General features: G+C 62.0%; 27 protein-coding genes. 22 read left to right on the top strand and 5 right to left on the bottom strand.

Translation table 11 applies throughout. From position 1 onward, the window contains the following. The first annotated feature begins 126 nt into the window (after positions 1-126). The 10 genes from rplR to rplQ all read left to right on the top strand — a co-directional run bounded on the left by rplR (position 127) and on the right by rplQ (position 6863). The gene (gene rplR / locus NKL06_RS27365; protein ID WP_023682602.1) at positions 127-486 is read left to right on the top strand and encodes a 50S ribosomal protein L18; all 360 of its coding nucleotides are present in this window, start codon (positions 127-129) and stop codon (positions 484-486) included. A 154-nt stretch (positions 487-640) separates the two neighbouring features. Then, positions 641-1204 carry a 30S ribosomal protein S5 gene (rpsE, locus tag NKL06_RS27360; RefSeq protein WP_006333394.1) on the top strand — a complete coding sequence of 188 codons (564 nt, stop codon included), beginning with the start codon at positions 641-643 and terminating at the stop codon, positions 1202-1204. 24 nt (positions 1205-1228) lie between these two features. After that, positions 1229-1426 carry a 50S ribosomal protein L30 gene (rpmD, locus tag NKL06_RS27355; protein ID WP_006205449.1) on the top strand — a complete coding sequence of 66 codons (198 nt, stop codon included), beginning with the start codon at positions 1229-1231 and terminating at the stop codon, positions 1424-1426. Positions 1427-1448: 22 nt separating this feature from the next. Further along, positions 1449-1919 carry a 50S ribosomal protein L15 gene (rplO, locus tag NKL06_RS27350; protein ID WP_023682601.1) on the top strand — a complete coding sequence of 157 codons (471 nt, stop codon included), beginning with the start codon at positions 1449-1451 and terminating at the stop codon, positions 1917-1919. Between the two features lie 257 nt (positions 1920-2176). Beyond that, positions 2177-3517 carry a preprotein translocase subunit SecY gene (secY, locus tag NKL06_RS27345; RefSeq protein WP_023672761.1) on the top strand — a complete coding sequence of 447 codons (1341 nt, stop codon included), beginning with the start codon at positions 2177-2179 and terminating at the stop codon, positions 3515-3517. Further along, entirely contained in the window at positions 3514-4122 is a 609-nt protein-coding gene (locus NKL06_RS27340; RefSeq protein ID WP_023691247.1) for an adenylate kinase, read from the top strand. Before secY ends, NKL06_RS27340 begins: the two co-directional genes overlap by 4 nt. Positions 4123-4333: 211 nt before the next feature. After that, positions 4334-4702: a 30S ribosomal protein S13 gene (rpsM, locus tag NKL06_RS27335; RefSeq protein WP_006205445.1), complete on the top strand. Its 369-nt coding sequence runs from the start codon at positions 4334-4336 to the stop codon at positions 4700-4702. Between the two features lie 125 nt (positions 4703-4827). Continuing rightward, the gene (gene rpsK, locus NKL06_RS27330; RefSeq protein ID WP_006205444.1) at positions 4828-5217 is read left to right on the top strand and encodes a 30S ribosomal protein S11; all 390 of its coding nucleotides are present in this window, start codon (positions 4828-4830) and stop codon (positions 5215-5217) included. A 102-nt stretch (positions 5218-5319) separates the two neighbouring features. Beyond that, positions 5320-6330, top strand: coding sequence for a DNA-directed RNA polymerase subunit alpha (locus NKL06_RS27325; RefSeq protein ID WP_023682599.1), 1011 nt, complete (start codon positions 5320-5322; stop codon positions 6328-6330). Positions 6331-6431: 101 nt separating this feature from the next. Next, positions 6432-6863 (top strand): 50S ribosomal protein L17, encoded by a 432-nt coding sequence (gene rplQ, locus NKL06_RS27320; protein WP_023691248.1) that lies wholly within the window; start codon positions 6432-6434, stop codon positions 6861-6863. Between the two features lie 82 nt (positions 6864-6945). On the opposite strand, the gene NKL06_RS27315 is transcribed toward rplQ, so the two are convergent. Further along, positions 6946-7572 (bottom strand): hypothetical protein, encoded by a 627-nt coding sequence (locus NKL06_RS27315; RefSeq protein WP_023807398.1) that lies wholly within the window; start codon positions 7570-7572, stop codon positions 6946-6948. A 140-nt stretch (positions 7573-7712) separates the two neighbouring features. Here NKL06_RS27315 and NKL06_RS27310 point away from each other — a divergent pair, with 140 nt between their 5' ends. The 8 genes from NKL06_RS27310 (at position 7713) to NKL06_RS27275 (ending at position 16905) form a co-directional block, all read left to right on the top strand. Further along, positions 7713-9206 (top strand): DegQ family serine endoprotease, encoded by a 1494-nt coding sequence (locus NKL06_RS27310; protein WP_023691250.1) that lies wholly within the window; start codon positions 7713-7715, stop codon positions 9204-9206. A 47-nt stretch (positions 9207-9253) separates the two neighbouring features. Beyond that, the gene (locus NKL06_RS27305) at positions 9254-10564 is read left to right on the top strand and encodes a replication-associated recombination protein A (RefSeq protein ID WP_023691251.1); all 1311 of its coding nucleotides are present in this window, start codon (positions 9254-9256) and stop codon (positions 10562-10564) included. 182 nt (positions 10565-10746) lie between these two features. After that, positions 10747-11577 (top strand): aspartyl/asparaginyl beta-hydroxylase domain-containing protein, encoded by an 831-nt coding sequence (locus tag NKL06_RS27300; RefSeq protein WP_023682594.1) that lies wholly within the window; start codon positions 10747-10749, stop codon positions 11575-11577. 53 nt (positions 11578-11630) lie between these two features. Further along, on the top strand, positions 11631-12005 hold the full coding sequence (gene crcB / locus NKL06_RS27295) for a fluoride efflux transporter CrcB (RefSeq protein WP_023688419.1): 375 nt from the start codon (positions 11631-11633) through the stop codon (positions 12003-12005). 132 nt (positions 12006-12137) lie between these two features. After that, complete coding sequence (locus tag NKL06_RS27290) at positions 12138-13118, top strand: RluA family pseudouridine synthase (protein ID WP_023691252.1); 981 nt, start codon at positions 12138-12140, stop codon at positions 13116-13118. 62 nt (positions 13119-13180) lie between these two features. After that, entirely contained in the window at positions 13181-14038 is an 858-nt protein-coding gene (locus tag NKL06_RS27285; protein WP_081725424.1) for a DMT family transporter, read from the top strand. Positions 14039-14049: 11 nt separating this feature from the next. Then, the gene (locus tag NKL06_RS27280) at positions 14050-14841 is read left to right on the top strand and encodes an ATP12 family chaperone protein (protein ID WP_023691254.1); all 792 of its coding nucleotides are present in this window, start codon (positions 14050-14052) and stop codon (positions 14839-14841) included. A 177-nt stretch (positions 14842-15018) separates the two neighbouring features. Beyond that, complete coding sequence (locus tag NKL06_RS27275) at positions 15019-16905, top strand: MFS transporter (protein WP_023682590.1); 1887 nt, start codon at positions 15019-15021, stop codon at positions 16903-16905. A gap of 94 nt (positions 16906-16999) precedes the next feature. On the opposite strand, the gene NKL06_RS27270 is transcribed toward NKL06_RS27275, so the two are convergent. After that, a complete protein-coding gene (locus tag NKL06_RS27270) occupies positions 17000-17197 on the bottom strand; it encodes a DUF2735 domain-containing protein (protein WP_023691255.1) in 198 nt (65 codons plus the stop codon). A gap of 316 nt (positions 17198-17513) precedes the next feature. Between NKL06_RS27270 and NKL06_RS27265 the strand changes: the two genes are divergently transcribed. Then, entirely contained in the window at positions 17514-18554 is a 1041-nt protein-coding gene (locus NKL06_RS27265) for a glutamine synthetase beta-grasp domain-containing protein (RefSeq protein ID WP_023691256.1), read from the top strand. A 137-nt stretch (positions 18555-18691) separates the two neighbouring features. Here the strand turns inward: NKL06_RS27265 and glnA are convergent, their stop codons facing one another. Further along, entirely contained in the window at positions 18692-20101 is a 1410-nt protein-coding gene (glnA, locus tag NKL06_RS27260) for a type I glutamate--ammonia ligase (RefSeq protein ID WP_023672775.1), read from the bottom strand. A 58-nt stretch (positions 20102-20159) separates the two neighbouring features. Further along, positions 20160-20498: a P-II family nitrogen regulator gene (locus NKL06_RS27255; protein ID WP_006205430.1), complete on the bottom strand. Its 339-nt coding sequence runs from the start codon at positions 20496-20498 to the stop codon at positions 20160-20162. 384 nt (positions 20499-20882) lie between these two features. Between NKL06_RS27255 and NKL06_RS27250 the strand changes: the two genes are divergently transcribed. From NKL06_RS27250 to NKL06_RS27240, 3 genes are read left to right on the top strand one after another with little or no spacing between them, the layout of a single operon-like run. Then, positions 20883-22436 carry a bifunctional ADP-dependent NAD(P)H-hydrate dehydratase/NAD(P)H-hydrate epimerase gene (locus NKL06_RS27250; RefSeq protein ID WP_023691258.1) on the top strand — a complete coding sequence of 518 codons (1554 nt, stop codon included), beginning with the start codon at positions 20883-20885 and terminating at the stop codon, positions 22434-22436. Continuing rightward, entirely contained in the window at positions 22433-23911 is a 1479-nt protein-coding gene (locus NKL06_RS27245) for a hypothetical protein (RefSeq protein WP_352581314.1), read from the top strand. The genes NKL06_RS27250 and NKL06_RS27245 overlap by 4 nt, the downstream gene beginning before the upstream one ends. After that, positions 23887-24432: a hypothetical protein gene (locus NKL06_RS27240; RefSeq protein WP_352581312.1), complete on the top strand. Its 546-nt coding sequence runs from the start codon at positions 23887-23889 to the stop codon at positions 24430-24432. Before NKL06_RS27245 ends, NKL06_RS27240 begins: the two co-directional genes overlap by 25 nt. 25 nt (positions 24433-24457) lie before the next feature. Here NKL06_RS27240 and NKL06_RS27235 read toward each other — a convergent pair whose 3' ends face one another. Further along, positions 24458-25381, bottom strand: a complete 924-nt coding sequence (locus NKL06_RS27235) for a M48 family metallopeptidase (RefSeq protein ID WP_196814072.1) — start codon at positions 25379-25381, stop codon at positions 24458-24460. Between the last annotated feature and the right edge of the window lie 97 nt (positions 25382-25478).

Raw genomic sequence — 25478 nt, 5'->3', positions numbered from 1 at the left:
AAAGTTGCAGACTTTTCGGAAAAGGCCAAGCCAAAGAACTGCAACGCCGCGGGGAGCGGTCGCGGGAGGCGCTTTCGCCTACCGCACATGGCGGCCCCCCGTTTTTTGAAGGCAAGGAAGACTATCATGGCTACCAAGGAATCCATCCAGCGCCGCGCGCAGCGCGTTCGCCGTCAGATCAAGAAGGTCGCCGGCGAGCGCCCGCGTCTCTCGGTTCACCGCACGTCGAAGAACATCTACGTGCAGGTCATCGACGACGCCAAGGGCCATACCATCGCGGCTGCATCGACACTTGAGAAGGACCTCAAGGGTTCGCTCAAGACCGGCGCCGACACCGAGGCAGCAGCCGCTGTTGGCAAGCTGATCGCCGAGCGTGCTTCGAAGGCCGGCGTCAAGGAAGTCGTCTTCGACCGCGGCGCCTATATCTATCACGGCCGCGTCAAGGCGCTGGCCGAGGCTGCCCGTGAAGGCGGTCTGAGCTTCTAATTGCCTGATCCCGAACCGAAGGTCAGCGCAGCAAAAAGTTGCAGACTTTTCGGACAAGATCATGCAAGGAAAAATAATTCGCCCCCGGTGACCCAAAGAGGCGCACCGGATCTTATCAGCAACCGTGCTTCCGGAAAAAAACAAGGAACAGGATATGGCACAGGAACGTAGGGATGGCGGCCGCGGCCGCGATCGTGAAGAACGCGATGACGGCATGGTGGACAAGCTCGTCCACATCAACCGTGTCGCCAAGGTCGTCAAGGGCGGCCGTCGCTTCGGTTTTGCAGCACTCGTCGTCGTCGGCGACCAGAAGGGCCGCGTCGGCTTCGGTCACGGCAAGGCGCGCGAAGTGCCGGAAGCGATCCGCAAGGCAACCGAGTCGGCCAAGCGCGACATGATTTTCGTGCCGCTGCGCTCGGGCCGCACGCTGCACCACGACGTCGAAGGACGCTGGGGTGCCGGACGCGTGCTGCTGCGCGCTGCCAAGCAGGGTACCGGCATCATCGCCGGCGGCCCGATGCGCGCTGTCTTCGAGACGCTCGGCATGCATGACGTGGTCGCCAAGTCGATGGGTTCGTCGAACCCCTACAACATGGTTCGCGCCACGTTCGACGCGCTGAAGAGCCAGATGCATCCCAAGGATGTGGCTGCTGCGCGCGGCATCAAATATTCGACCCTTCAGGCCCGCCGCGGCACCGCCGTTGCGGCTGAAGAATAGTCGATCTGACCAGGGATTTTGACCATGGCCAAGAAAGCAACCAAGACCATCACCGTTGAGCAGATCGGTTCGCCGATCCGCCGCCCGAAGGAACAGCGCGCAACGCTGGTCGGCCTCGGCCTCAACAAGATGCACAAGCAGCGCACGCTGGAGGACACTCCCTCGGTGCGCGGCATGATCGCTGCCGTCCAGCATCTCGTCCGCGTCGTGGACGAGGGCTGAGCAAAAGCGCAGGAGAACCCAGATGAAACTCAACGATCTGCGTGACAAGGACGGCGCGACGCACTCCAAGAAGCGTCTCGGCCGTGGCATCGGCTCCGGCTCGGGCAAGACCGGCGGTCGCGGCGTCAAGGGCCAGAAGGCGCGCTCCGGCGTTGCCATCAACGGCTTCGAGGGCGGCCAGATGCCGCTCTATCGGCGCCTGCCGAAGCGTGGCTTCAATAACATCTTCGCCAAGAGCTTTGTCGTCGTTTCGCTGGCTCGTATCCAGACCGCGCTCGATGCCAAGAAGCTTGACGCCAAGGCGACCGTGACGGCCGAGGCACTCGTTGCCGCCGGCGTTATTCGCCGCGTCAAGGACGGCGTGCGCATCCTCTCGGACGGCGAGCTCAAGGCAAAGCTTGTCTTCGACGTCGCCGGCGCCTCCAAGGCCGCGATCGAGAAGATCGAAAAGGCCGGCGGTTCGGTCAAGCTGCCGGAAGCGGCAGCGGAGTAACGGCAATTTGAAGTGCGGCCGGCAGGAACGGTATCCGTTTTTGTTCACGATTGCGCTTTGATCCGATCAATTAGGCGGCCGCGTCAACGCGGCCGCTTGCATGTTTAGAGCCCGGAGCTTATCTCGTGAGCTTCGGTGCCACGCGCCGCCTGAGCTGCGGGCATCGAGCGTGACATACAAATCAAAGAAGTAGCGCATGACGTTGTCCGAAAACCGCTTCACACTTTTCGGCATCATGCTCTAGCGGAGAATCAGGCATGGCTTCGGCTGCTGAACAACTAGCCTCGAATCTGAATTTTGCGGCTTTCGCCAAGGCGGAGGACCTGAAGAAGCGAATCTGGTTCACCGTCGGCGCGCTGCTCGTCTATCGCCTCGGCACCTATATCCCGCTGCCCGGCATCAATCCGGATGCATTCGCGCAGGCCTTCTCTTCGCAGGCCAAGGGCGTGCTCGGCATGTTCAACATGTTCGCCGGCGGCGCCGTGCAGCGCATGGCGATCTTCGCGCTCGGCATCATGCCTTACATCTCAGCCTCCATCATCATGCAGCTGATGACCTCGGTCATTCCGTCGCTGGAGGCGCTGAAAAAGGAAGGCGAGCAGGGCCGCAAGGTCATCAACCAGTACACGCGCTACGGCACGGTACTCCTGGCGCTGGTGCAGGCCTACGGCATTTCGGTGGGCCTGGAAGGCGGCAACGGCATCGTCAACGATCCCGGCATGTTCTTCCGCATCTCGACCGTCGTCACGCTGGTTGGCGGCACCATGTTCCTGATGTGGCTGGGCGAGCAGATCACCGCCCGCGGCATCGGCAACGGCATTTCGCTGATCATCTTCTCCGGCATCGTCGCCGGCCTGCCGCGCGCCATCTCCGGCACGCTGGAGCTCGGCCGCACCGGCGCTCTATCGACCGGGCTGATACTCGCGATCATCGTGCTGGCCATAATCGTCATCGCGCTGATCGTGTTCTTCGAGCGCGCGCAGCGCCGCCTGCTGATCCAGTATCCGAAGCGCCAGGTCGGCAACCGCATGTTCCAGGGCGATACCTCGCATCTGCCGCTGAAGCTCAACACGTCGGGCGTCATTCCGCCGATCTTCGCGTCGTCGCTGCTTTTGCTGCCGGCAACGGTCGCTGGCTTCTCGCAGACGACAAACCTGCCGGCCTGGGCAAGCACCGTGCTCGCTTCGCTCGGCCACGGCCAGCCGCTCTACATGCTGTTCTATGCGGCAATGATCGTGTTCTTCGCCTTCTTCTACACGGCCATCGTGTTCAATCCGAAGGACACCGCCGACCAGCTCAAGAAGCATTCCGGCTTCATTCCGGGCTACCGTCCGGGTGAGCGCACCGCCGATTACATCGACTATGTCCTGACGCGCATCACCGTCGTCGGCGCCATCTATCTGGTGCTGGTGTGCCTGCTGCCCGAGTTCCTGATTTCGGCAACTGGCGTACCATTCTACCTCGGTGGCACATCGCTTCTGATCGTGGTCAGTGTAACCCTCGATACGGTGGCGCAGATCCAGGGTCACCTGATCGCGCACCAGTATGAGGGCCTGATCAAGAAGTCGAAGCTGCGCGGGGGGAAGAAGGCCAGATGAGATTGATATTGCTTGGGCCGCCAGGAGCGGGCAAGGGGACGCAAGCACAAAGACTGGTAGAAAAATACGGCATACCGCAGCTGTCGACGGGCGACATGCTGCGGGCCGCCGTACAGGCCGGCACTGAAGTCGGCAAGCGCGCCAAGGCGGTGATGGATGCCGGCGAGCTGGTTTCCGACGCCATTGTCAACGCGATCGTGGCCGAGCGCATCGACCAACCCGATTGCACCAGCGGTTTCATCCTCGACGGATATCCGCGCACGCTGGTGCAGGCTGATGCGGTTGAATCGATGCTCGCCGAGCGCGGCATTGGCCTCGATGCCGTGATCGAGTTCGTCGTCGACGACAAAGCGTTGGTCGGCCGCATCGTCAAGCGCGCCGACGACGCCAAGGCCGCCGGACAGCCGGTGCGCAAGGACGACAATCCGGTGGTGTTCGAAGAGCGCCTGCGGGAATATTACAAGAAGACGGCGCCGCTGATCGGCTATTATTACGCCAAACGCTCGCTTAGGAGTGTCGACGGCATGGCTCCTGTCGACACCGTGACGGCGGAGATTGAAGCGCTGCTCGCGGCGGTGACGCGGGAGACCGGTACGGTAAAGTAAAGATTGCGCTTGACTGGAACGGTTCGCTGGGTTATGGCGGCCCGTCTTCCTATCAGGCATGAGGCTTGCTTGTCCGCAAGGGCAAGGCAGCCGCATTGAAACTAGGGAACTCCCGCAAGGGCCGGCCTCCACCGGACGCGGGGTAATTTGAACAGCGCCGCGCGTGCCTTATTTTGAAGGCCGGCCGGTCCCACATGGAGAAGAGAAGAATATGGCTCGTATAGCCGGCGTCAACATTCCGACCAACAAGCGCGTCGTCATTGCGCTTCAGTACATTCACGGCATTGGCAAGAAGTTCGCCCAGGAGATCGTCGACAAGGTCGGCATCCCGGCCGAGCGCCGCGTCAACCAACTGACCGACGCGGAAGTGCTGCAGATCCGCGAGACCATCGACCGCGACTACCAGGTCGAAGGCGACCTGCGCCGCGAAGTGTCGATGAACATCAAGCGTCTCATGGACCTCGGCTGCTACCGCGGCCTGCGTCACCGCCGTTCGCTGCCGGTTCGCGGCCAGCGCACGCACACCAATGCACGCACCCGCAAGGGCCCGGCCAAGTCGATCGCCGGCAAGAAGAAGTAAGTGAGCGATAGCGAGTAGCCATTAGCGAGTAGGGGTCCCTATTCGCTAGTCCCTGCTCACTACTCGCTTTCAAAGGTGGAGCCGCTGGCATTACGGCGGTGTAGAGATCAACTGAAAGGACTATCATGGCCAAGGAAGCCGCTCGTGTTCGCCGTCGTGAACGCAAGAACATCTCGTCGGGCGTTGCCCACGTCAATTCGACCTTCAACAACACGATGATCACCATCACCGACGCGCAGGGCAATTCCATTGCCTGGTCGTCGGCCGGTGCCCAGGGCTTCAAGGGTTCGCGCAAGTCGACCCCGTTCGCCGCCCAGATGGCTGCCGAAGACGTCGCCAAGAAGGCCCAGGAACACGGCATGCGCATGCTCGAAGTCGAGGTCTGCGGACCCGGCTCCGGTCGTGAATCGGCGCTTCGCGCCCTGCAGGCGGCCGGCTTCACCATCACTTCGATCCGTGATGTGACGCCGATCCCGCACAATGGCTGCCGCCCGCGTAAGAAGCGCCGCGTCTAAGACATTACCGAACGCCGCGTGAGCGCCTCAAGGCGCTCCTCCACGGCACTCCAGGTCGCCCGCCACGATTGGATGGTGGCGGGTCAACGGAAGGAAAGCATCATGATCCAGAAAAATTGGCAGGAACTGATCAAGCCGAACAAGATCGAGTTCTCGTCGAAGAAGAAGACGCTGACCACGCTGGTCGCCGAGCCGCTCGAGCGTGGCTTCGGCCTGACGCTCGGCAACGCGCTGCGCCGCGTGCTTTTGTCTTCGCTGCGCGGTGCGGCTGTCACCGCCGTGCAGATCGACGGCGTTCTGCATGAATTCTCGTCGATTGCCGGCGTGCGTGAGGACGTGACCGACATCGTCCTCAACATCAAGGAAATCGCCATCCGCATGGAAGGCGATGGTCCCAAGCGCATGGTCGTTCGCAAGCAGGGCCCGGGTGCGGTTCTGGCTGGCGACATCCAGACGGTTGGCGACGTCGAGATCCTCAACCCCGACCACGTCATCTGCACGCTGGACGAGGGCGCTGAAATCCGTATGGAATTCACAGTCGACACCGGCAAGGGTTACGTGCCGGCAGACCGCAACCGCGCCGAAGACGCGCCGATCGGCCTGATCCCGGTCGACAGCCTGTATTCGCCGGTCAAGAAGGTCTCCTACAAGGTCGAGAACACCCGCGAGGGCCAGGTTCTCGACTATGACAAGCTGACCATGACCATCGAGACCGACGGTTCGATCTCGGGCGAGGACGCGGTGGCATTCGCTGCCCGCATCCTGCAGGACCAGCTTGGCCTGTTCGTCAATTTCGACGAGCCGCAGAAGGAAGTCGCCACCGAGGCCGTCACCGAGCTCGCCTTCAACCCGGCGCTGCTCAAGAAGGTGGACGAGCTCGAGCTTTCGGTGCGTTCGGCCAACTGCCTGAAGAACGACAACATCGTCTACATCGGCGATCTCATCCAGAAGACCGAAGCCGAGATGCTGCGCACCCCGAACTTCGGCCGCAAGTCGCTGAACGAGATCAAAGAAGTGCTCGCGGCGATGGGCCTGCACCTCGGCATGGAAGTGCCGGACTGGCCGCCGGAAAACATCGAAGACCTCGCCAAGCGTTACGAAGACCAATATTGAGCATGAAGTCCAAGGATCGGCGGCGTGGGCCGCTCGATCCGACGGTCATGCGGAAAACCATCAGAGGCCGTGGCCTCTTGAGCAACTGAAGGAAAAGAGCCATGCGCCACGGTTTTAAAGGCCGCCGCTTCGCCCGAAGCATTAGCCATCGCAAGTCGATGTTCGCCAACCTCGCCGTGTCGCTGCTCGAGCATGAGCAGATCGTCACCACCCTGCCGAAGGCGAAGGATTTGCGTCCGATCGTCGAGAAGCTGGTGACGCTCGGCAAGCGCGGCGACTTGCATGCGCGCCGCCAGGTCATTGCCCAGATCGGCAATGAAGGCGTCGTCAAGCGTTTGTTCGACACGATTGCGCCGCGCTACGCCGACCGCAACGGCGGCTATCTGCGCATCATGAAGGCGGGCTTCCGCCACGGCGACAATGCCGCCATGGCGGTCATCGAGTTCGTCGACCGCGACACCGACGCCAAGGGCGCCGGCGACCGCGCCCGCCTCGAAGCCGAAGGCGCCAACGAGGAAGCCACTGCCGCATAAGGCTCGGTTTTTCAGGAATGACTTCAAGGGGCCTTCGGGCCCCTTTTTGTTACCGGCGTCCTACGTTTAGCGTGTCTTACGTTTAGCGAGTAAGCATCAGGTAGTCGCGACCGCTAAGCAGATTCCAATTGAAGGCGCCGGGGATCTCTTCGAACGCCGGTTGGGGATAGGAATAGATACTGTCGAGGGTGGCGCGGGAATCTATATCGCTGACCACTCGCGACACGTTGGAATTGGTCAGGTATTTTTGGGCGTCCCCATCTTCGATGAAGTCTGTATCGACTCGGAAATGAATCTGAACGGGACCCGCGCAGATGTTCAGCAATATTTCGTCGCTCAAGGCGGCGTAGAACACCGCTGCCTCTTCTGGAGCCCAAAGGCCGGCAGTCAAGAATTCCGAAGGTGTCGTCTCTCCACTGAACCCATCCAATGAGAGCACAAGGCGATCGGTGAGAACCTCAAAATCACCTTCGAGATAGCCCGCTTCTTCGATCTGAAACCAGTTCATCCAATGAGGTGCTTCTTCATCAAAGGAAATTTCGAGCTTTCCGAAAGTCCAATAGACCGGAATCGTCTCTGCATGTTCCGTGATCCAGCCGTCAGGCGTACCTAGCATACTGGCGATGTCGATCATTTTCAGAGAAGGGAAAACAGGCCCAAAAGTGCCGGTCTTCAAAAAGTCACGGAATGACAGGAGTTGTTTTTTCATGAGGGCCGACGAAGGTTTTCAGTTTCAAGTCGACCTATAGCTGCTTTGATGCCCAAAATAATCGGATTTCAGCGGCTTAGCCTTTCATTTTGCACAATCGTCGGGACAATGCCCCCGAACTTGCCTTGGAGGATTCGCGAATGCGCGCCAACCGACTGTCTCTTGTTCTGCTCTTCGCCATGATGGCGTTCGCAGCCGCGCCGACAGTCAGGCAGGCTCTGGCCGAGGACGCCGCCAAGCCAGCCGATCCGGGGCTCTCCGATGTGCTGACCGACCTCCTGCATGGCGTCGAAGGCGAGAACGGCACCTCCGGTCCCGACAAGCGCGTGCCGTTCGGCCGCGAAGAGGTACAGCTGTCGTTTGCGCCCCTGGTCAAGCAGACGGCGCCGGCGGTGGTCAATGTCTATGCTTCGCAGACGGCCAAGGTCACGTCGCCCTTCGACGGCGATCCTTTCTTCGAGGAATTCTTCGGCCGCGCGCAGCCGCGCGCGCAATCCTCGCTCGGCTCGGGCGTGCTGGTCGATCCAAGCGGCGTCGTCGTCACCAATTTCCACGTGATCAAGGATGCCGACGAGGTCAAGGTCGCGACCGCCGACGGGCGCGAATTCACCTCGAAGGTCATGCTCAAGGACGAGACGCTTGACCTCGCCGTGCTCAAGATCAACTCCGACAAGCCCTTTCCGGTGATCGCCATCGGCGATTCCGACGCGCTCGAGGTCGGCGACCTGGTGCTGGCCATCGGCAATCCGTTCGGCGTCGGCCAGACCACCACCAGCGGCATCGTGTCGGCGCTTGCCCGCAGCCATATCGGCGTTTCGGATTCGGGCTACTTCATCCAGACCGACGCCGCCATCAATCCCGGCAATTCCGGCGGCGCGCTGATCAACATGGGCGGCCAGCTGGTCGGCATCAACACCGCCATCTACAGCCGCAGCGGCGGCTCGATCGGCATCGGCTTTGCCATCCCGGCCAACATGGTGCGCGCCTTCGCCGACGCGGCCAAGGCCGGGCTCGATTTCTTCGAGCGGCCTTTTATAGGCGCCGAGTTCGAAGCGGTCACACCGCAGATCGCCGAATCGCTTGGCATGGAGAAGCCGACCGGCGCGCTGGTGTCGTCGGTTGAGGAAGCCGGACCGGCGGCCAAGGCAGGGCTGAAGCCCGGCGATGTCGTGCTGCAGCTCAATGGCACGACGGTCGAAGGCATCGAGGCGCTGGATTACCGCATGGCGACCCTGTCGATCGGCACCAAGGCGACCTTCGCCATCCTGAGCAAGGGCCAGCAGGCGACGATGGAGATCGCACTGGAGCGCGCGCCGGAAGGAGCCAAGGCTTCGGAAGTGACGCTGCATGGCCGCAGCCCGTTTTCCGGCGCCAAGGTCGCGGAACTGTCGCCCAGGCTCGCCCAGCGCCTCGGCCTGCGCACCGACCTCAAGGGCGTCACCGTGGTCGACATCAACCGTGATTCGCCGGCCGCCGATTTCGGCTTCCAGCCAGGCGACATCGTGCGCGAGGTGAACGGCACGACCGTCGATACGGCAGCCGTACTGGCGCAGCTTGCCCAGCAGGATACACGCTGGTGGCGCTTTACCGTCGAGCGCGGTGGGCAGATACTGCGCCAGGTGTTGCGTTACTGAGGCGATCTTCCCATTTCTGAGGATCGTGCTCCAACCAGAAGACCTAGATGGCCGATCTGTTCAGCGTCGATGAACCGGAAAGAGCGCCCCCCGGCCGGCCGCTTGCCGACCGGCTGCGTCCGAAAAACCTCGGCGAGGTCGTCGGGCAGGAGCATCTGACCGGGCCGGACGGAGCGTTGACGCGGCTCCTCAATTCCGGTTCGCTCGGCTCGATGATTTTCTGGGGACCGCCCGGTACCGGCAAAACAACCGTGGCGCGACTGCTGGCCGGTGAGACAAGCCTTGCTTTCGAGCAGATATCGGCGGTGTTTTCCGGCGTCGCCGACCTGAAGAAAGTGTTCGAGGCAGCGAAGCTGCGCCGCACCAATGGCCGCCAGACGCTGTTGTTCGTCGACGAGATCCATCGCTTCAACCGCGCCCAGCAGGATTCGTTTCTCCCGGTCATGGAGGACGGCACGGTGGTGCTGGTCGGCGCCACGACCGAAAATCCGTCCTTCGAGCTGAACGCCGCGCTTCTGTCGCGAGCGCGGGTGCTGGTGTTTCACTCGCTGGGCGAGGACAGCATCGCCAAACTGATGACGCGGGCGGAGGAGACGGAGGGCAGGGCGCTGCCGCTCGACGAAGAGGCGCGGGCGATGCTCATCCGCATGAGCGATGGTGACGGCCGGGCCTCGCTGACGCTGGCCGAGGAAGTCTGGCACGCCGCCAAACCCGGCGAGGTTTTTGATCCCGAAGGGCTGCAGCGCATCGTCCAGCGCCGCGCGCCGATTTACGACAAGGGCCAGGACGGCCACTACAATCTGATCTCGGCGCTGCACAAATCGGTGCGTGGGTCCGACCCGGACGCGGCGCTTTATTATCTTGCCCGCATGTTCGACGCCGGCGAGGATCCGCTCTATCTCGGCCGCCGGCTGGTGCGCATGGCGATGGAGGATATCGGGCTGGCCGACCCGCAGGCGCTGGTTATCGCCAACGCCGCCAAGGACGCATACGACTACCTCGGCTCGCCCGAAGGCGAACTGGCCTTCGCCGAGGCCACCGTCTATCTCGCCACCGCGCCCAAATCCAACGCCGTCTATACCGCCTTCAAGGCAGCCACGCGGGCGGCGAAGGAGTTCGGTTCGCTGCTGCCGCCCAAGCACATCCTCAACGCGCCGACCAAGCTGATGAAAGAGGAGGATTACGGCGCCGGCTACCGCTACGATCACGACCAGCCCGATGCTTTTTCCGGCCAGGACTATTTCCCCGAAAAGATGGGCCGGCAGACCTTTTATGATCCGCCCGAACGCGGCTTCGAGCGCGATATCAAGAAACGGCTGGACTATTGGGCAAAGCTGCGCAGCGAGCGGGAAAAATAGGCGCGCGGGACAAACGGGACGAACTCGGCCTGCCCGCGATGAACTGAAATTCTGCCCCCGCCAGTCACAGCAGTGTGATTGTACCGCATGACAAAAAGCCCTATCACGTCGCATGACTCGGCCGGGAGGCTGCCAGGACGGGCGATAATTCGGAACGGGGACAGCGCGCGGCGCGAACAGAAATGACAAAATCCCTTCGCAAAACGCTTCGCCAGGCTGTGATTGCTGTCCCGCTGCTCGCGCTCGGCTTTTATTTCATTCCGATCCTGACCACGATCTGGATCGTCTGCGGCCTGATCGATGTGCTGCGCAACGCCAGCAAGGATCTGTCGCTGTTGCGCGGCTATTTCCTCGGCAATGGCATCTTCACCTGGCTGCTGTCGCCCTTCAATCTGCTGGTGGACCTCGTTTGCTACCGCAACCCGGGTGTGTGGAAGCTGGAGCAGTTTCCTGCCGATTATCAGCGCGAGGTCAACGAGGTTCTTGACGTCTTCAAGGCGCGCAAGGACGAGATCATCGCCGATATCGACGCCAATTTCGGCACCGGTCGTCGCGGCATGTATGTCTATCAGTGGTACGGCAAGCACCGGATCGACAATGTCGCGGAGTTCAACAAGGATTTCAAATACATCAAGACCATTGCCGTATCTGTCTTCAGAGGCAAGGAATCGACTTCCTGGCATTTCGGACCGCTGCGGCTCAGCCTGCGCATCCTCTACAATCTCTTGCCGGTGAAGGCAGAGGTTTTCGTCGAATGCAACGGCGCGAGGAATTACTGGCACGACAACCCGCTCTATATTTTCGACGACACGCTGCTGCACCGCTCGGTCAACGAGTATGACGGACGCCGCTACTGCGTGTTCATGGACATCATCCGCCCGTCGCCGTTCCCCGGCTTCATCGCCGGACTTCTGGCCATCGTTTCGGTAACCGTCGAGCGCATCAATTCCATGTTCTACAAGAACTGGAAGATGATCGGCTCGAGCAAGGCAAAGAAGGTCGAGACGACCTGAGGCGTTGGTCTGAAGGGATTGACCGCACTGCCTTGGCCGGGCAGTAAACGGGCATGTTCAATCTGCTTCTTGTTGTGGTCGGCGGCGGCATCGGCGCCGGCATCCGCCACCTGACCAACATCGGCGCCTTGCGCCTCGTCGGTCCCAACTACCCCTGGGGGACGATGGCGATCAACATCGTCGGCTCCTTTGCCATGGGGCTGTTCATCGCCGCGCTGATGCGGCGCGGCGGTTCCAATGAGCTCCGGCTGTTCGTCGCCACCGGCATCCTTGGCGGCTTCACCACCTTCTCCGCCTTTTCGCTCGATTTCGCGACCCTATGGGAGCGCGGAGCGACGCTGCCGGCGTTGGGATATGCGCTGGCCAGCGTCGTTGGCGCCATTATCGCCCTGTTTCTGGGACTTTGGCTCGCAAGAACCGTTTCATAGTGTTATTGCCCCGACCTGGAGCACGCCGCATCCTCTGGACGCGCTGCAGAAACTTTGATCTTGCGCATGATCCTTTCCGAAAGCCGGAGTAGATTTCGGGGTCACGCGTTAGAAACGGATAAAGCGAAAATCATGGCAGGCGTAGAACAGATCACGGTGGAGGCCGGCGAGGCGGGCATGCGGCTCGATCGCTGGTTCAAGACCCATTTCCCCGGCCTCGGCTTTGGCCATCTGCAGAAGTTGCTGCGCTCGGGCCAGATCCGCGTCGATGGCAGCCGGGTCAAGGCCGACAGCCGTGTCGAGCCCGGCCAGGTGGTGCGTGTGCCGCCGCTCGAGGTCGACAAGAAGGGCGAGAGTGCGCTTACGGGTTACTCGATCCGCAACCAGGGCGACGCCGATGTGCTGGCCAAGATGCTGATCCACGAAGATCCAAAAGTCTTCGTCTTCAACAAGCCGGCGGGCCTGGCGGTGCAAGGCGGCTCGGGCGTCACCCGCAATGTCGACGACATGCTGGAGGCCTGGCGCAGCCAGAAGGGCGAGAAGCCGCGCCTGGTGCACCGGCTCGACCGCGACACGTCGGGCGTGCTGGTGGTTGCCCGCACCAGGCTTGCGGCGATGAAGCTTTCCGAGTCATTCCGGGCGCGTGAGACCAAGAAGACCTATTGGGCGCTGGTCAAGGGTGTCCCGCCCAAGCGCGAGGACAAGATCTCGACCTGGCTGATCAAGGAACCGACCGAGGACGGCGACCGCGTGCGCGTGGCAGCCCATGGCGAAAAGGGCGCCGACCACGCCGTGTCCTACTACCGCATCATCGAGCAGGCGGCTCAGACGATGACCTGGCTGGAAATGGAGCCGTACACCGGCCGCACCCACCAGCTGCGCGTTCATGCCGCCTATATCGGCTGCCCGATCCTTGGCGACCCCAAATATTTCGAGGCCGACACCAACTGGGACTTTCCGGGCGGCATTCAAAACCGCCTGCATCTGCATGCGCGCCGCATCGTCATTCCGCACCCGGACAAGGGCGTCATCGACGTCACCGCGCCGATGCCGCCGCATATGCGTCAGAGCTGGAACCTGATCGGCTTCGACGACGCCAGCGCGGAGGACTGACATTGGCCGTTGCCTCGGTATTGGATCGCCGCGATGTGGTCGATCTGGCGGCTGCTTCCATCATGGTCGGGCTGACCTTTTCCTGGGGGCTGAACTACGTCGCCGCCAAGATCTCCTATGCCGGCTTCGATCCGGTTTTCGTCTCGATCGCACGTTCGATCATCGGCGGGCTCTGTGTGCTCGGCTGGTGCTGGCTGCGCGGCATCAAGCTGTTTAAGGCCGACGGGTCGCTTGTCGCCGGCTTCATCGTCGGCGTGCTGTTCGGCGTCGAGTTCCTGTGCCTCTATATCGGGCTGGAATACACGACCGTTGCCCGCAACACGCTGCTGGTCAACACCATGCCGTTCTGGGTCCTGATCGGCGGCCATTTCCTGCTCGGTGAGCGTATCAACGCGCGCAAGCTTGGCGGGCTCGTTCTCGCCTTCTGCGGCCTGGTGGCGGTGTTTTCCGACGGGATTGCCGGCGGCACCGACGTGACCTTGATGGGCGATCTGCTCAGCCTCGGCTCCGGTATCCTGTGGGCGGCGACCAGTGTCGTCATCAAGCGTTCGAAACTGGTCGAGACCAGTGCCGAGAAATTGCTGCTTTATCAGCTGGCCGGTGCGGCCATTGTCGGTGTCCTGGTTCTGCCTTTCGCCGGCCCGCCGATCCGCGCGGTCAGTGCCTTGCCGACATTGGCGCTGCTGTTCCAGTCGTTCTATATAGTTGCCTTCACCTATGTGCTGTGGTTCTGGCTGCTCAGGCGCTATCCGGCATCGGGCCTGTCGAGCTTCGCCTTCCTGTCGCCGGTGTTCGGCGTCCTCTGCGGCGCTATCATTCTGGGCGAGGCGCCGACGACCAGGATCTTTGTGGCGCTTGGGCTGATCGCTGTCGGCCTGATCATCGTCAACCGGCCGGCGCGCAAGCAGGTACCTGGATAGAAAGTTCGACCATGCGTGACATCCTCAACGACCTCGAAGCGGGAAAGCATCTGTCCGATCCGGATCCGGTGCGCCGCGCGCAGATCCAGATGAAGACGCACCTGCCGAAGCGCTTCTACAAGGACGTGTCGGTCGCAGCTGTGGAAGACGGTTTTGCCGTCCATCTCGACGGCAAGCCGGTGCGCACGCCGGGCAAGGCGCTGCTGGCGCTGCCGACCGAGAAGGCCGCCGCCCTGGTCGCCAATGAGTTCGCTGCACAGGGCGAGACCATCGACCCGGTCACGATGCCGGTGTTGCGTCTGGTCAACACCGCCATCGACGGCGTCGCCAGCGACCCGCAGGCGGTGCTGGAGGACGTCTTGCGCTTTGCCTCGTCCGATCTGACCTGCTACCGCGCCGACGCGCCGCAGGGGCTGGTCGAGCGGCAGAACCAGCATTGGGATCCGGTGATCGACTGGGCGAGGGTGACATTAGGGGCTCGGTTCAACCTCGCCGAGGGCATCATCCATGTCGAACAGCCGCGCGAGAGCATCGCAGTGCTCGGCGCTCATCTTGCCCAGCGTGCCGAGCCGCTGCGGCTGGCCGCAATCCATGTCATGACTTCGCTGACCGGGTCGGCGCTGCTGGCGCTGGCGGTCGATTACGGTGCGCTCGATGGCGATGCGGCTTGGGCCGCCGGCCATGTCGACGAGGACTGGCAGATCGAGCATTGGGGCCAGGATGCCGAGGCTGTCGCACGCCGCTCGGCCCGCAAACGCGACATGATGGCGGCCGTCGGCCTGCTCGATGCGCTGAAGACCTGATCCTCGGCCTTTGCCGCACTGCACCTAATACCAAAGTCATAAATCCAAGGTCTGTCTGCCTCCGGCGGTCGCTTTCTGTCATTTTTTACGCTGATGGCTGGTTCGAGTCGCGTTCGGAGGGAACGCCGACGATGACGCCCAGCGTCGAAGGCAGACGATTCACGGGAGGACAGTTCAATGGCATTGGCATCGACCGCCGGCGGAGCCAGCCGCGGCATGACACGAGAGGAGAAGAAGGTCATCTTCGCCTCCTCGCTGGGCGCGGTTTTCGAATGGTATGATTTCTATCTCTACGGAGCGTTGGCCGGCGCGATCGGCTTGACCTTCTTCAACTCGTTTCCCGAAAGCACCCGCTACATCTTCACGCTGCTGGTCTTCGCCGCCGGCTTCATCGTGCGCCCGTTCGGCGCGCTGGTGTTCGGCCGCATCGGCGATCTCGTCGGCCGCAAATACACATTCCTTGTCACCATCATGATCATGGGTCTGTCGACTTTCCTTGTCGGCCTGCTTCCGGGTTCAGAGACACTGGGCATTCTGGCGCCGATCCTGTTGATCGCGCTACGCATGCTGCAGGGCCTGGCGCTTGGCGGTGAGTACGGCGGCGCCGCGACCTATGTCGCGGAACATGCGCCGGATGACCGTCGCGGCTTCTACACGTCATGGATCCAGACGACGGCGACGCTCGGCCTTTTCCTGTCGCTGATTGTCATCCTGCTGGTGCAGAATTCGGTAAGCAAGGACGCCTTCAACGCCTGGGGATGGCGCATTCCGTTCCTGGTCTCGGCTATCCTGCTCGGCATTTCGGTCTGGATCCGGCTGTCGCTTTCGGAATCGCCGACCTTCCTGCGCATGAAGGAGGAGGGCAAGAGTTCCAAGGCGCCGCTGTCGGAAGCCTTCGGCCAATGGAAAAACGCCAAGATCGCCATCCTGGCGCTGTTCGGCCTCACCGCCGGTCAGGCCGTGGTCTGGTACAATGGTCAGTTCTACGCACTGTTCTTCCTGGCCAATGTGCTCAAGGTCGACGCGCAGTCGGTGAACATCATGATTGCCATTGCGCTGGCACTCGGTACGGGCTTCTTCGTCTTCTTCGGCTGGCTGTCCGACAAGATCGGCCGCAAGCCGATCATCATGGCCGGTCTTGCGCTGGCGGTCGTCACCACCTTCCCGCTGTTCAAGGCGTTGACCTGGGCCGCCAATCCGGCGCTCGCCACCGCACAGCAGAACACGCGCGCCACGGTGACGGCGGCTCCGGGAGACTGCAACTTCCAGTTCAACCCGACCGGCACGCGCGTACCGGTCAGTTCGTGCGATATCGCGACCGACTTCCTTGCCAAGAACTCGGTGCCTTACGACATCGTCTCTACCGCGGCGGCGGGGACCCCGGCGAGTGTCATGATCGGCAGCGAAACCGTGGCGTCTTATGATGCCAAGGCCGCGGGCGACAAGAAGGCTGCAAGCGACGCTGCCTTCAAGAAGGGTATCAACCTCGCGCTTCAGGGTGGCGGTTACCCGTTGAAGCGCGCTGCCGCCAAGGTTGCCGACCAGAAGCTCGACGCCTTTGTTGCGGCCAATCCTGAACTGAAGCTCGATGCGGCAGCCATCCGCGCCGGCGAAAAGACCGCGGTCCCGACCGAACAGGCGATCAAGGACAAGGTGCTGACCAAGGATGAGGCCGCGGGCGCCACCGAGGTGACCGTCTACAGCGTTCCGGCAGCGGGCGCGTTCGCGATGTTTGCCGACCCCGCACAGGTCAACTGGGCCAAGGTCATCGGCATCCTGTTCATCCTGGTCCTCTATGTGACCATGGTCTACGGGCCGATCGCCGCGATCCTGGTCGAGATGTTCCCGACCCGCATCCGCTACAGCGGCATGTCGCTGCCCTATCACATCGGCAATGGCTGGTTCGGCGGCCTGCTGCCCGCGATCGTTTTCGCGTTCAGCGCCTACAAGGGCGATATCTATTACGGCCTTTGGTATCCGGTGGTGATCGCGGCGGTGACGCTGATCATCGGCATGATCTTCGTCAGGGATACGCTCGGCACCGACCTGCATACCAAGCAGTAGCCGACGGCTCTGTATCAAACAAAAAACCCGGCGCGAGCGATCGCGCCGGGTTTTTGATTTGTGGGCCTGTTCGATCTATCAGCGCGGAAGACGCCTAGCTCTTGCGAGGCTGTTCGGCCTCCGCAATGGCGGCCTCATGATACCAGGCCTCGCCATGGGCAAGCGGGTGATCGCGCAGCGAAGCAAGCTCTGCCGCAAACTTGGCCTTTACGCCTAAATTTGAGGCAGTTACACGCGATGCCGCCGGGAACATCAGGATTTTGGCCGACGGACGGGCTGAGGTGATTTCCATGGTCGGTCTCCTTTCTTCTGGAGAGGCTCTTCGATTCATCTTTCCATCAAGGTAGGTCCTGCAATCCTTTTAGGCAAGATGCCTAAAGAAAGATCTGCATTTGCCTGTTAATTAAGCAAATTCTGCCTTTGATTGATCCGGGCGCATTGCTTAGGCGGCTTGCCATCACCGGCGGGATGAAAGGGTATTTTTGCCGCACCCTGACCAACTGAAGTGGCACACGATTTGCATTTTATCGACCGGCAGCTGGGCTGCTGGATGGCTCGGCGCGCCGATGTCATCCAGGTTCGGTGATCAAGCAACGAGAGGCTCTAGAATGACGAAATACAAGCTCGAGTATATCTGGCTCGATGGTTACACGCCGGTCCCCAATCTTCGCGGCAAGACCCAGATCAAGGAGTTCGCCGAGTTCCCGACGCTCGAGCAGCTGCCGTTGTGGGGCTTCGACGGTTCTTCGACGCAGCAGGCCGAAGGCCACAGCTCCGACTGCGTGCTGAAGCCGGTCGCCGTATTCCCGGACCCGGCCCGCAGCAATGGCGTGCTGGTGATGTGCGAAGTGATGATGCCCGATGGCGTGACGCCGCATGTGTCCAACAAGCGCGCCACCATCCTCGACGACGAGGGCGCCTGGTTCGGCTTCGAGCAGGAGTATTTCTTCTACAAGGACGGCCGTCCGCTCGGCTTCCCCGAGAGCGGCTATCCGGCGCCGCAGGGCCCGTACTACACCGGCGTCGGCTATTCGAATGTCGGCCCGATCGCGCGCCAGATCGTCGAGGAGCATCTCGACCTCTGCCTCGCAGCAGGCATCAACCATGAAGGCATCAACGCCGAAGTGGCCAAGGGCCAGTGGGAATTCCAGATTTTCGGCAAGGGCTCCAAGAAGGCCGCCGACCAGATGTGGATGGCCCGCTATCTCTTGCAGCGCCTGACCGAAAAATACGAGATCGACATCGAGTATCACTGCAAGCCGCTCGGCGACACCGACTGGAACGGCTCGGGCATGCACGCCAACTTCTCGACCGCCTATATGCGCGAAGTCGGCGGCAAGGCCTATTTCGAAGCGCTGATGGCTCAATTCGACAAGAACCTGATGGACCACATCGCCGTCTACGGCCCGGACAATGACAAGCGCCTGACCGGCAAGCATGAGACCGCGCCGTGGAACCGCTTCAGCTACGGCATCGCCGACCGCGGCGCCTCGATCCGCGTGCCGCATTCCTTCGTCAACAATGACTACAAGGGCTACCTGGAAGACCGCCGCCCGAACTCGCAGGGCGACCCCTACCAGATCGCTTCGCAGATCCTGAAGACCATCGCGGAGGTTTCGACCAGCGCCCAGGTTTCGGCGGCCGCCTAAGCATCTATAGCGTCGCAGGCTTCGTAAGCCTGCGCCGTAGCCTGCTGCTACCACGTCTACGGTCTGCTATTGGTCAAACAAAAACCCCGGCGTCTGAACTGACGCCGGGGTTTTTCCTTGTCGCTGAGGCTTATCCTTCAGACCGAATAGTACATGTCGTATTCGACCGGATGCGGGGTCATTTCGAAGCGCATCACTTCGGCCATCTTGAGCTCGATGTAAGAGTCGATCTGGTCGTCGTCGAAGACGCCGCCGGCTTTCAGGAAGCCGCGGTCCTTGTCCAAGCTTTGCAGCGCTTCGCGCAGCGAACCGCAGACGGTCGGGATCTTCTTCAGTTCCTTCGGCGGCAGGTCGTAGAGATCCTTGTCCATCGGCTGTCCCGGGTGGATCTTGTTCTTGATGCCGTCGAGGCCGGCCATGAGCATGGCGGCGAAAGCGAGGTAGGGGTTCGCGCCTGGATCGGGGAAGCGGACCTCGACGCGCTTGGCTTTCGGGGACGAGCCGAACGGAATGCGGCACGAGGCCGAACGGTTGCGCGCGGAGTAGGCGAGCAGCACCGGGGCTTCATAGCCAGGTACAAGGCGCTTGTAGGAGTTGGTCAGCGGGTTGGTGAAGGCGTTGATCGCCTTGGCGTGCTTGATGATGCCGCCGATGTAGAACAGGCACGACTCCGACAGGCCGGCATATTCATTGCCGGCGAAGGTCGGCTTGCCGTTCTTCCAGATCGACTGGTGGACATGCATGCCCGAGCCGTTGTCGCCGAAGATCGGCTTCGGCATGAAGGTGGCCGTCTTGCCATAGGCGTTGGCGACCTGGTGCACGACATATTTGTAGATCAGCATCTTGTCGGCGTTGCGGACCAGCGTGTCGAACTTGATGCCGAGCTCGTGCTGGGCAGCGGCAACCTCGTGATGGTGCTTTTCGACGCGCACGCCCATTTCGGCGAGCACGGTCAGCATTTCGGAGCGCATGTCCTGCGCGCTGTCGATCGGCGGCACAGGGAAGTAGCCGCCCTTGACGCGCGGGCGGTGGCCGAGATTGCCGGTCTCGTAGTCGGTGTCGTCGTTGGACGGCAGTTCGGTCGAGTCCAGCTTGAAGCCGGTGTTGTAGGGATCGGCCTTGTACTTGACGTCGTCGAAGACGAAGAACTCGGCTTCGGGGCCGACATAGATGGTGTCGCCGATGCCTTCGGCCTTCATGTAGGCCTCGGCCTTCTTTGCAGTGCCGCGCGGATCGCGGTTATAGGATTCGCCGGAGACCGGATCGAGAATGTCGCACAGGATGACCATGGTCGACTGGGCGAAGAACGGATCCATGTGGACGGTGTCCGCATCGGGCATCAGCACCATGTCGGACTCGTTGATCGCCTTCCAGCCGGCGATCGAGGAGCCGTCGAACATGACGCCGTCGGCGAACATGTCTTCCTCGACCTCGATGACATCCATCGTCACGTGCTGCAGCTTGCCCTTCGGATCGGTGAAGCGCAGGTCGACGAATTTCACGTCGTTGTCCTTGATCTGCTTCATGATGTCTTTGGCTGTCGTCATGTCGTTTCTTCCCTGTGTGATGACGTTTCGAGGAGACGTTAATCTGAAATCAGAAAGCTCAGACGGCGTCCATCCCCGTTTCGCCGGTACGGATGCGAACGACCTCCTCGATGTTGGAGACGAAGATCTTGCCGTCGCCGATGCGGCCGGTCTGCGCCGCCTTGCGGATGGCTTCGATGGCGCCTTCAACGGCGTCGTCGCCCAGCACGACTTCGATCTTCACCTTGGGCAGGAAGTCGACGACATATTCGGCGCCGCGATAGAGTTCGGTATGGCCTTTCTGGCGGCCAAAGCCCTTGGCCTCGGTCACGGTGATGCCTTGCAGACCGGCCTCCTGAAGCGCTTCCTTCACTTCGTCTAGCTTGAACGGCTTGATGATCGCTTCGATCTTTTTCATGTAAAAAGTGGCCTCCACTGCCAAAAAAACGGGTTGTGCGCCCCGCTTGCGCCTCCATCAAGCACGAACTGTGCCAATTTCAGCCCACGCGAAGCGGTTTCGCGCAATTCCAATGCCGCGCCGCGCCGGGATGCACATTCGCGTCATCCTCTGCTTCGGCTGCGGCAAAGCTGCCCGAAGCCTACACATTGCCGCTTCGGGCGTCTGCACGATAATTAGGCAGATTGCGCATTTTGCAGGCCCGCGCGGATCCGTGGCACCAGTCTGCGAAAGGATTGGCCGCACGCCAACGCAGCACCTGGCCGTTTGCTTCGAATCCGAAACTGGACAATGCTCGATAGGGACAAAGGGGTCGGCCTTGAACGAAATGCGGATCGGCAATCCATGAGCAATGAAGTCCTGTCGCCGGCCGAGATGGGCGAGGCCGACCGGCTGGCGATCGCGGCCGGTCCGCTCGACGGCTATGGCCTGATGCAGCGCGCCGGCGAAGCGGTCGCTGCTGTGGTCCTGGCACGCTATCCCGCAGCAAGCCGCGTGCACGTGCTGTGCGGCCCCGGCAATAATGGTGGCGACGGCTATGTTGTAGCGCGGTTGCTGGCCGAGGCTGGTGTGAATGTGGCGCTCTGGGCCGAAGGCAAGCAGAAGCCCGGGAGTGATGCGGCGCGAGCTTCCGAGGCCTGCAATCTGCCGGTCGAGCACATCGGACACTGCTACCCGGAACCGGGTGAAGTCGTCGTGGACGCGCTCTATGGTGCGGGATTGTCGAAGAAGATATCCCTGCATGCCTCTGCCGTCTCAGGATTGGCCGCGGCGGAGCGCGTGCCTGTGGTGTCAATCGATCTGCCTTCTGGTGTGTCGGGCGAGACCGGCTTGAGCAACGCTTATTTCAAGGCCGACGTGACGGTGACGTTCGTGCGGAAAAAGCCCGGCCATCTGCTGATGCCGGGGCGCAGCCTCTGCGGCGAGATCATCATCGCCGATATCGGCATTCCGGATGCGATCGTCGATGAGTTCAAGATCAAGACGTTCGAGAACACGCCTGATTTCTGGCTATACAGTTTTCCGAAAACGGCGGTCGATACACATAAGTATAAGCGCGGCCACGTCAGCGTCTTTTCCGGCGGGCCGAGCGCGACAGGTGCGGCGCGGCTGTCGGCGATGGCTGCAGCCAGAGCCGGGGCAGGGGCGGTGACCGTGCTCTCGCCTGAAAATGCCATGCAGGTAAACGCCGCGCATCTGACATCGATCATGCTGCGCGAGGCCGGTTCGATGGAGGAAGTGCAGGAATTTTTGTCGGCGAGGCACCCCGAAGTACTTGTGTTCGGACCAGGGCTCGGGCCGAAACCCAAAGTGGGGGATTTCGCGTTGCAATTGATCGCGACGGTCGCTGACCTAAACCGCACGTCGACGAGTTCATTCGGAATTCAGCGCCCTGCCATTGTCTTGGATGCTGACGCCATCACGTCATTGGCGCATCAGCCTCAGGCCCTGTTCGACGCCGCGCTGCTCCCGTGGGCGCCGGTATTGGTGCTGACGCCGCATGAAGGCGAATTCGCCAGACTTTTTCCCGACATCGCGAAGGACAAGAAGCAGTCGAAACTCGCCAAGGCGCGCGCAGCCGCTGAACGAGCCAACGCCATCATGGTCTACAAGGGCGCCGACACCGTCATCGCGGCGCCGGACGGCCGCGCGGTGATCAACGCCAATGGTGCACCATGGCTCGCCACCGCCGGTTCCGGCGACGTGCTGGCGGGCATTGTCGCCGCGCTGCTGGCGCAGGGCATGCAGGCATTCGAGGCCGCCTGCGCAGCGGTCTGGATCCATGCCGAGGCCGGCAGCCGCTTCGGACCGGGTCTGATCGCCGAGGATCTGCCGCTGGCGCTGGTGCCGGTGCTGCGTGAACTTGTCGAGGCACGGCAGAAGGTGCCGATCGGATGAAGCGTTTCGCGCTCGCCATTGCAGCCATCATCGCGCTGTTCGCCTCGCATGGCGTGCGCGCTGAGCAGCCGGTGACCATCGTCGACGATCCGGCGGTGCTCGCCGCCCTCGATGCCAAGGGGTTTGGCTTCGCCGGCATTTTCGCCGTCGACGGCGCGGACGATCTGAAGACGCTCTACAGTGAGGTGCCGGCCTATCGTGCTGTTGTCGACATGGTGGCGGCCGATATTGCCACGCTGCGGGCCGAGATAAAGGCCGGCGGGCGCACGCTCTACGAGGTGACCGACGGCAATGTCGGCCGCATCATGGATATGCGCTGGCTGAAGACCGAGGCCGCGCGCTTCCGCCTGGTCGGCGTCGTCAACCGGCTGGACCGGCGTGACTTCACCGCGCTGCAAGGCGACAAGAGCTGTGGCGAGGTGCGCTTCATCTATCGCCTGGCCTACAGTTTCCGCAAGAACGGCAAGGTTTTGGCATCGCGGCTGCCATTCAATTTCAACGCCGTCTACAGCGTGGCGCCGGATGCCGATGGCGGCTGCGTCGGCGTTGCCGGGCGCTGGACACCGCAGATCGACGAAAACGTCGATGCCGGCTGGCTGGCCGGCGGTTCGCTGGCACCGGAGGAACTGACGTTCAAGCAGCTTGAACTCAATGCGCAGGTGGTGCGTTTTCCCTCGGGACAGGAGACCGAATTCGGCGGGCAGGCGGCCTATCTGATGCGGATCTTCGGCATCGATGGCGCTGCCATCAGCGAGAAGCCGCTGGAGAATACGCCTGACGTTGCGCGGCTCTCGGATGATGCCGCACTGAAGAAAGGGCTCGCCGACTACGTCAGCGCCAATGTCGCGGCCATCGATCTCGGCGTCTACGAAATCCCCGACGAATTCCTGGCCAAGAAAATCATCTCGTGGTCGACCTTCGGCAGCGCGAGACGGGCCAACCATCCGTTCACGCCGCTGTTCCAGCCAGCGGATTTCGCCGGCTTGGACTATGCGGCGCTAAAGCTGGTGCGGACACCGGAGGCGCTGGTCGAGCGGCTGGACAATGGCGCCTGCCAGGGCTGCCACCAGGCGGGCTCGACGGCCGGCTTTCACTTCATCGGCCTCGACGACAAAACGACGTCGCCTCTCAACCGGATCGAGGTCGGCATCTCGCCGCATCTCCATGCCGAGATTCCGCGACGTGAGGCCTGGCTGCGCGCGACGGAAGAAGGCAAGGAGCCGAACCGCTACCGGCCGCTGTCCTTCGCGCCGCCGGCGACATGGACCGATGCCGGCGATGTCGATTACGCCCCGGCCGAGATGGCGATGCCGTGCCTGATGCCGGATGATGCAAACGCTTCGGCGCGACCTGGCAATGCGGTGGCGGCACCGTCTGCACGCCGCTCGCGACGGCTTCAGGCGTGCATACCGCGTTGGCGCAATGTCTGTTGCCCACGGACAGTCCAAAGATGTTTTCGGGCCATCCCTGCCTGACCGGGTCGATCGCCAGCAACCCGTCTCAGCCGTTCAACGACCGCTACAAGATCACCGGCCAGTTCGCGGCTTTTGCGCCGACCTTTTCGCGGACCGCCTACACCTGCCGGCCACCGAAAATCGGCGTACCGGCAGGCATCGCTTATCGCGCCTGCGACGACAAGGACCGCAGCTTCGCCGCATTCAAGACGGGCAAGCCGATGCCATCGGAAATTTGCGGCATGGTCGGCGGCAAGAAATTCGACACCTGCGTCGCCACCAACAATTTCGACCAGTGCCTCGGCGGCGCGGTCAACCGCGGCAACCGTCCAGCCTGCTCGGCTGATCATTTCTGCCGCGAGGACTATATGTGCCAGTCGCTGCCGCCGGACACGCCGGGTGCTGCCAAGGTGAAAGGCATCGGCTACTGCTCGCCGACCTATTTCATCTTCCAGATGCGCATCGATAATCACGCGACGCCCTGGGCGAGCGCGACCAGCGCCCCCAGGGATGCGGGGTTCGGGGCGGCGGAAGAGGAGTGAGCCTGCGAGTTGGGCGACCACCAGTTCAGCGCTGGAGATAGTCTTCCATCCGCGCAGTCCATTTGGTGTCGAATTCCGAAATGTGGCGCTGTGCTACGCTCGAGTTCAGCAGCGTCGAGAGCGCGGTCACGGCGATCGGGTCCAGGTCGGGCGGCTCCGTGTAGCCAAGCGCCGCCAGCCGTTGAGCCCATGATGGATGGGTGGACTTTGCGTCATCCGGGCTTGCCCACGCCTTGCGGGCGCAAACATCGAGGCAAATGGGTTCTCGCAGCTGGCCGGCAGCTTCCAGCATGCGCTCGAGCGGCGGTCGCGGCGGACGCAAAGCACCTCGCAATTCATGCTGCAAAGGGTCATAGACCGTCTCCGTGAAATGCACGTCTGCCGTGGCAAGAAGCAACAGCGCGCGTGCGGCGTGCTCGGCGTCGCCGGAGGATGCCGCGTGTCGATCTGCCTTGATCTCCGCTTCGCGCGAAAGCCGGATTTCTTCCCGCTCGAACGATTGCGACAGCCAGCCGATAGCGGCGTGGAGCAGGCTGCCTGTGATCGTGGTTCCGGGCGGGGCATACTCGAAGACAAATCCGAAACCGTTTTCGAACTCAGCGAGATTGAGGCTGCCATTGGTATCCTTGTTGCGCACATGCGCGTCCTCATGGGCAAGGATCGCGGCAAGCGCTCTTTCATCGGTCACTGCGAGGAGAGGGATGCCAATGGTTAGAAACAGCCGATTGCCGAGAAGGCCGAGAAGCGTGCGCTCTTCGCGCACGCTGGCGTTCAGGTTGCCCTCTAGTATGACAACCGTGCGCGCAGCACGGCGCGGTCCGGCGACGCTCCGCCACAGCGCCCACAGGCCGGGCGCTTCTGCTTCACTGACGCCTTTGATCTTGCTGCGTCGGAAGCCCGCAAACAATGTGCCGAACAGAAATGCCAAGGCCGTGGTGGCGATCGGCATGACGACGAAGCCGCTGGCGATAAACCAGATTGGATGGTTGTCGAGCAGGGACATCCAGACGCAGAAGATGATGAGAGCGGGAACAACGAAAAACAGG

The sequence above is a fragment of the Mesorhizobium sp. C268A genome, assembly GCF_040324475.1.
In the GTDB taxonomy this organism is placed as follows: Bacteria; Pseudomonadota; Alphaproteobacteria; order Rhizobiales; family Rhizobiaceae; genus Mesorhizobium.
The sequence above is the reverse complement of the archived record's forward strand: the minus strand, read 5'-3'. Positions and strand labels throughout refer to the sequence as shown.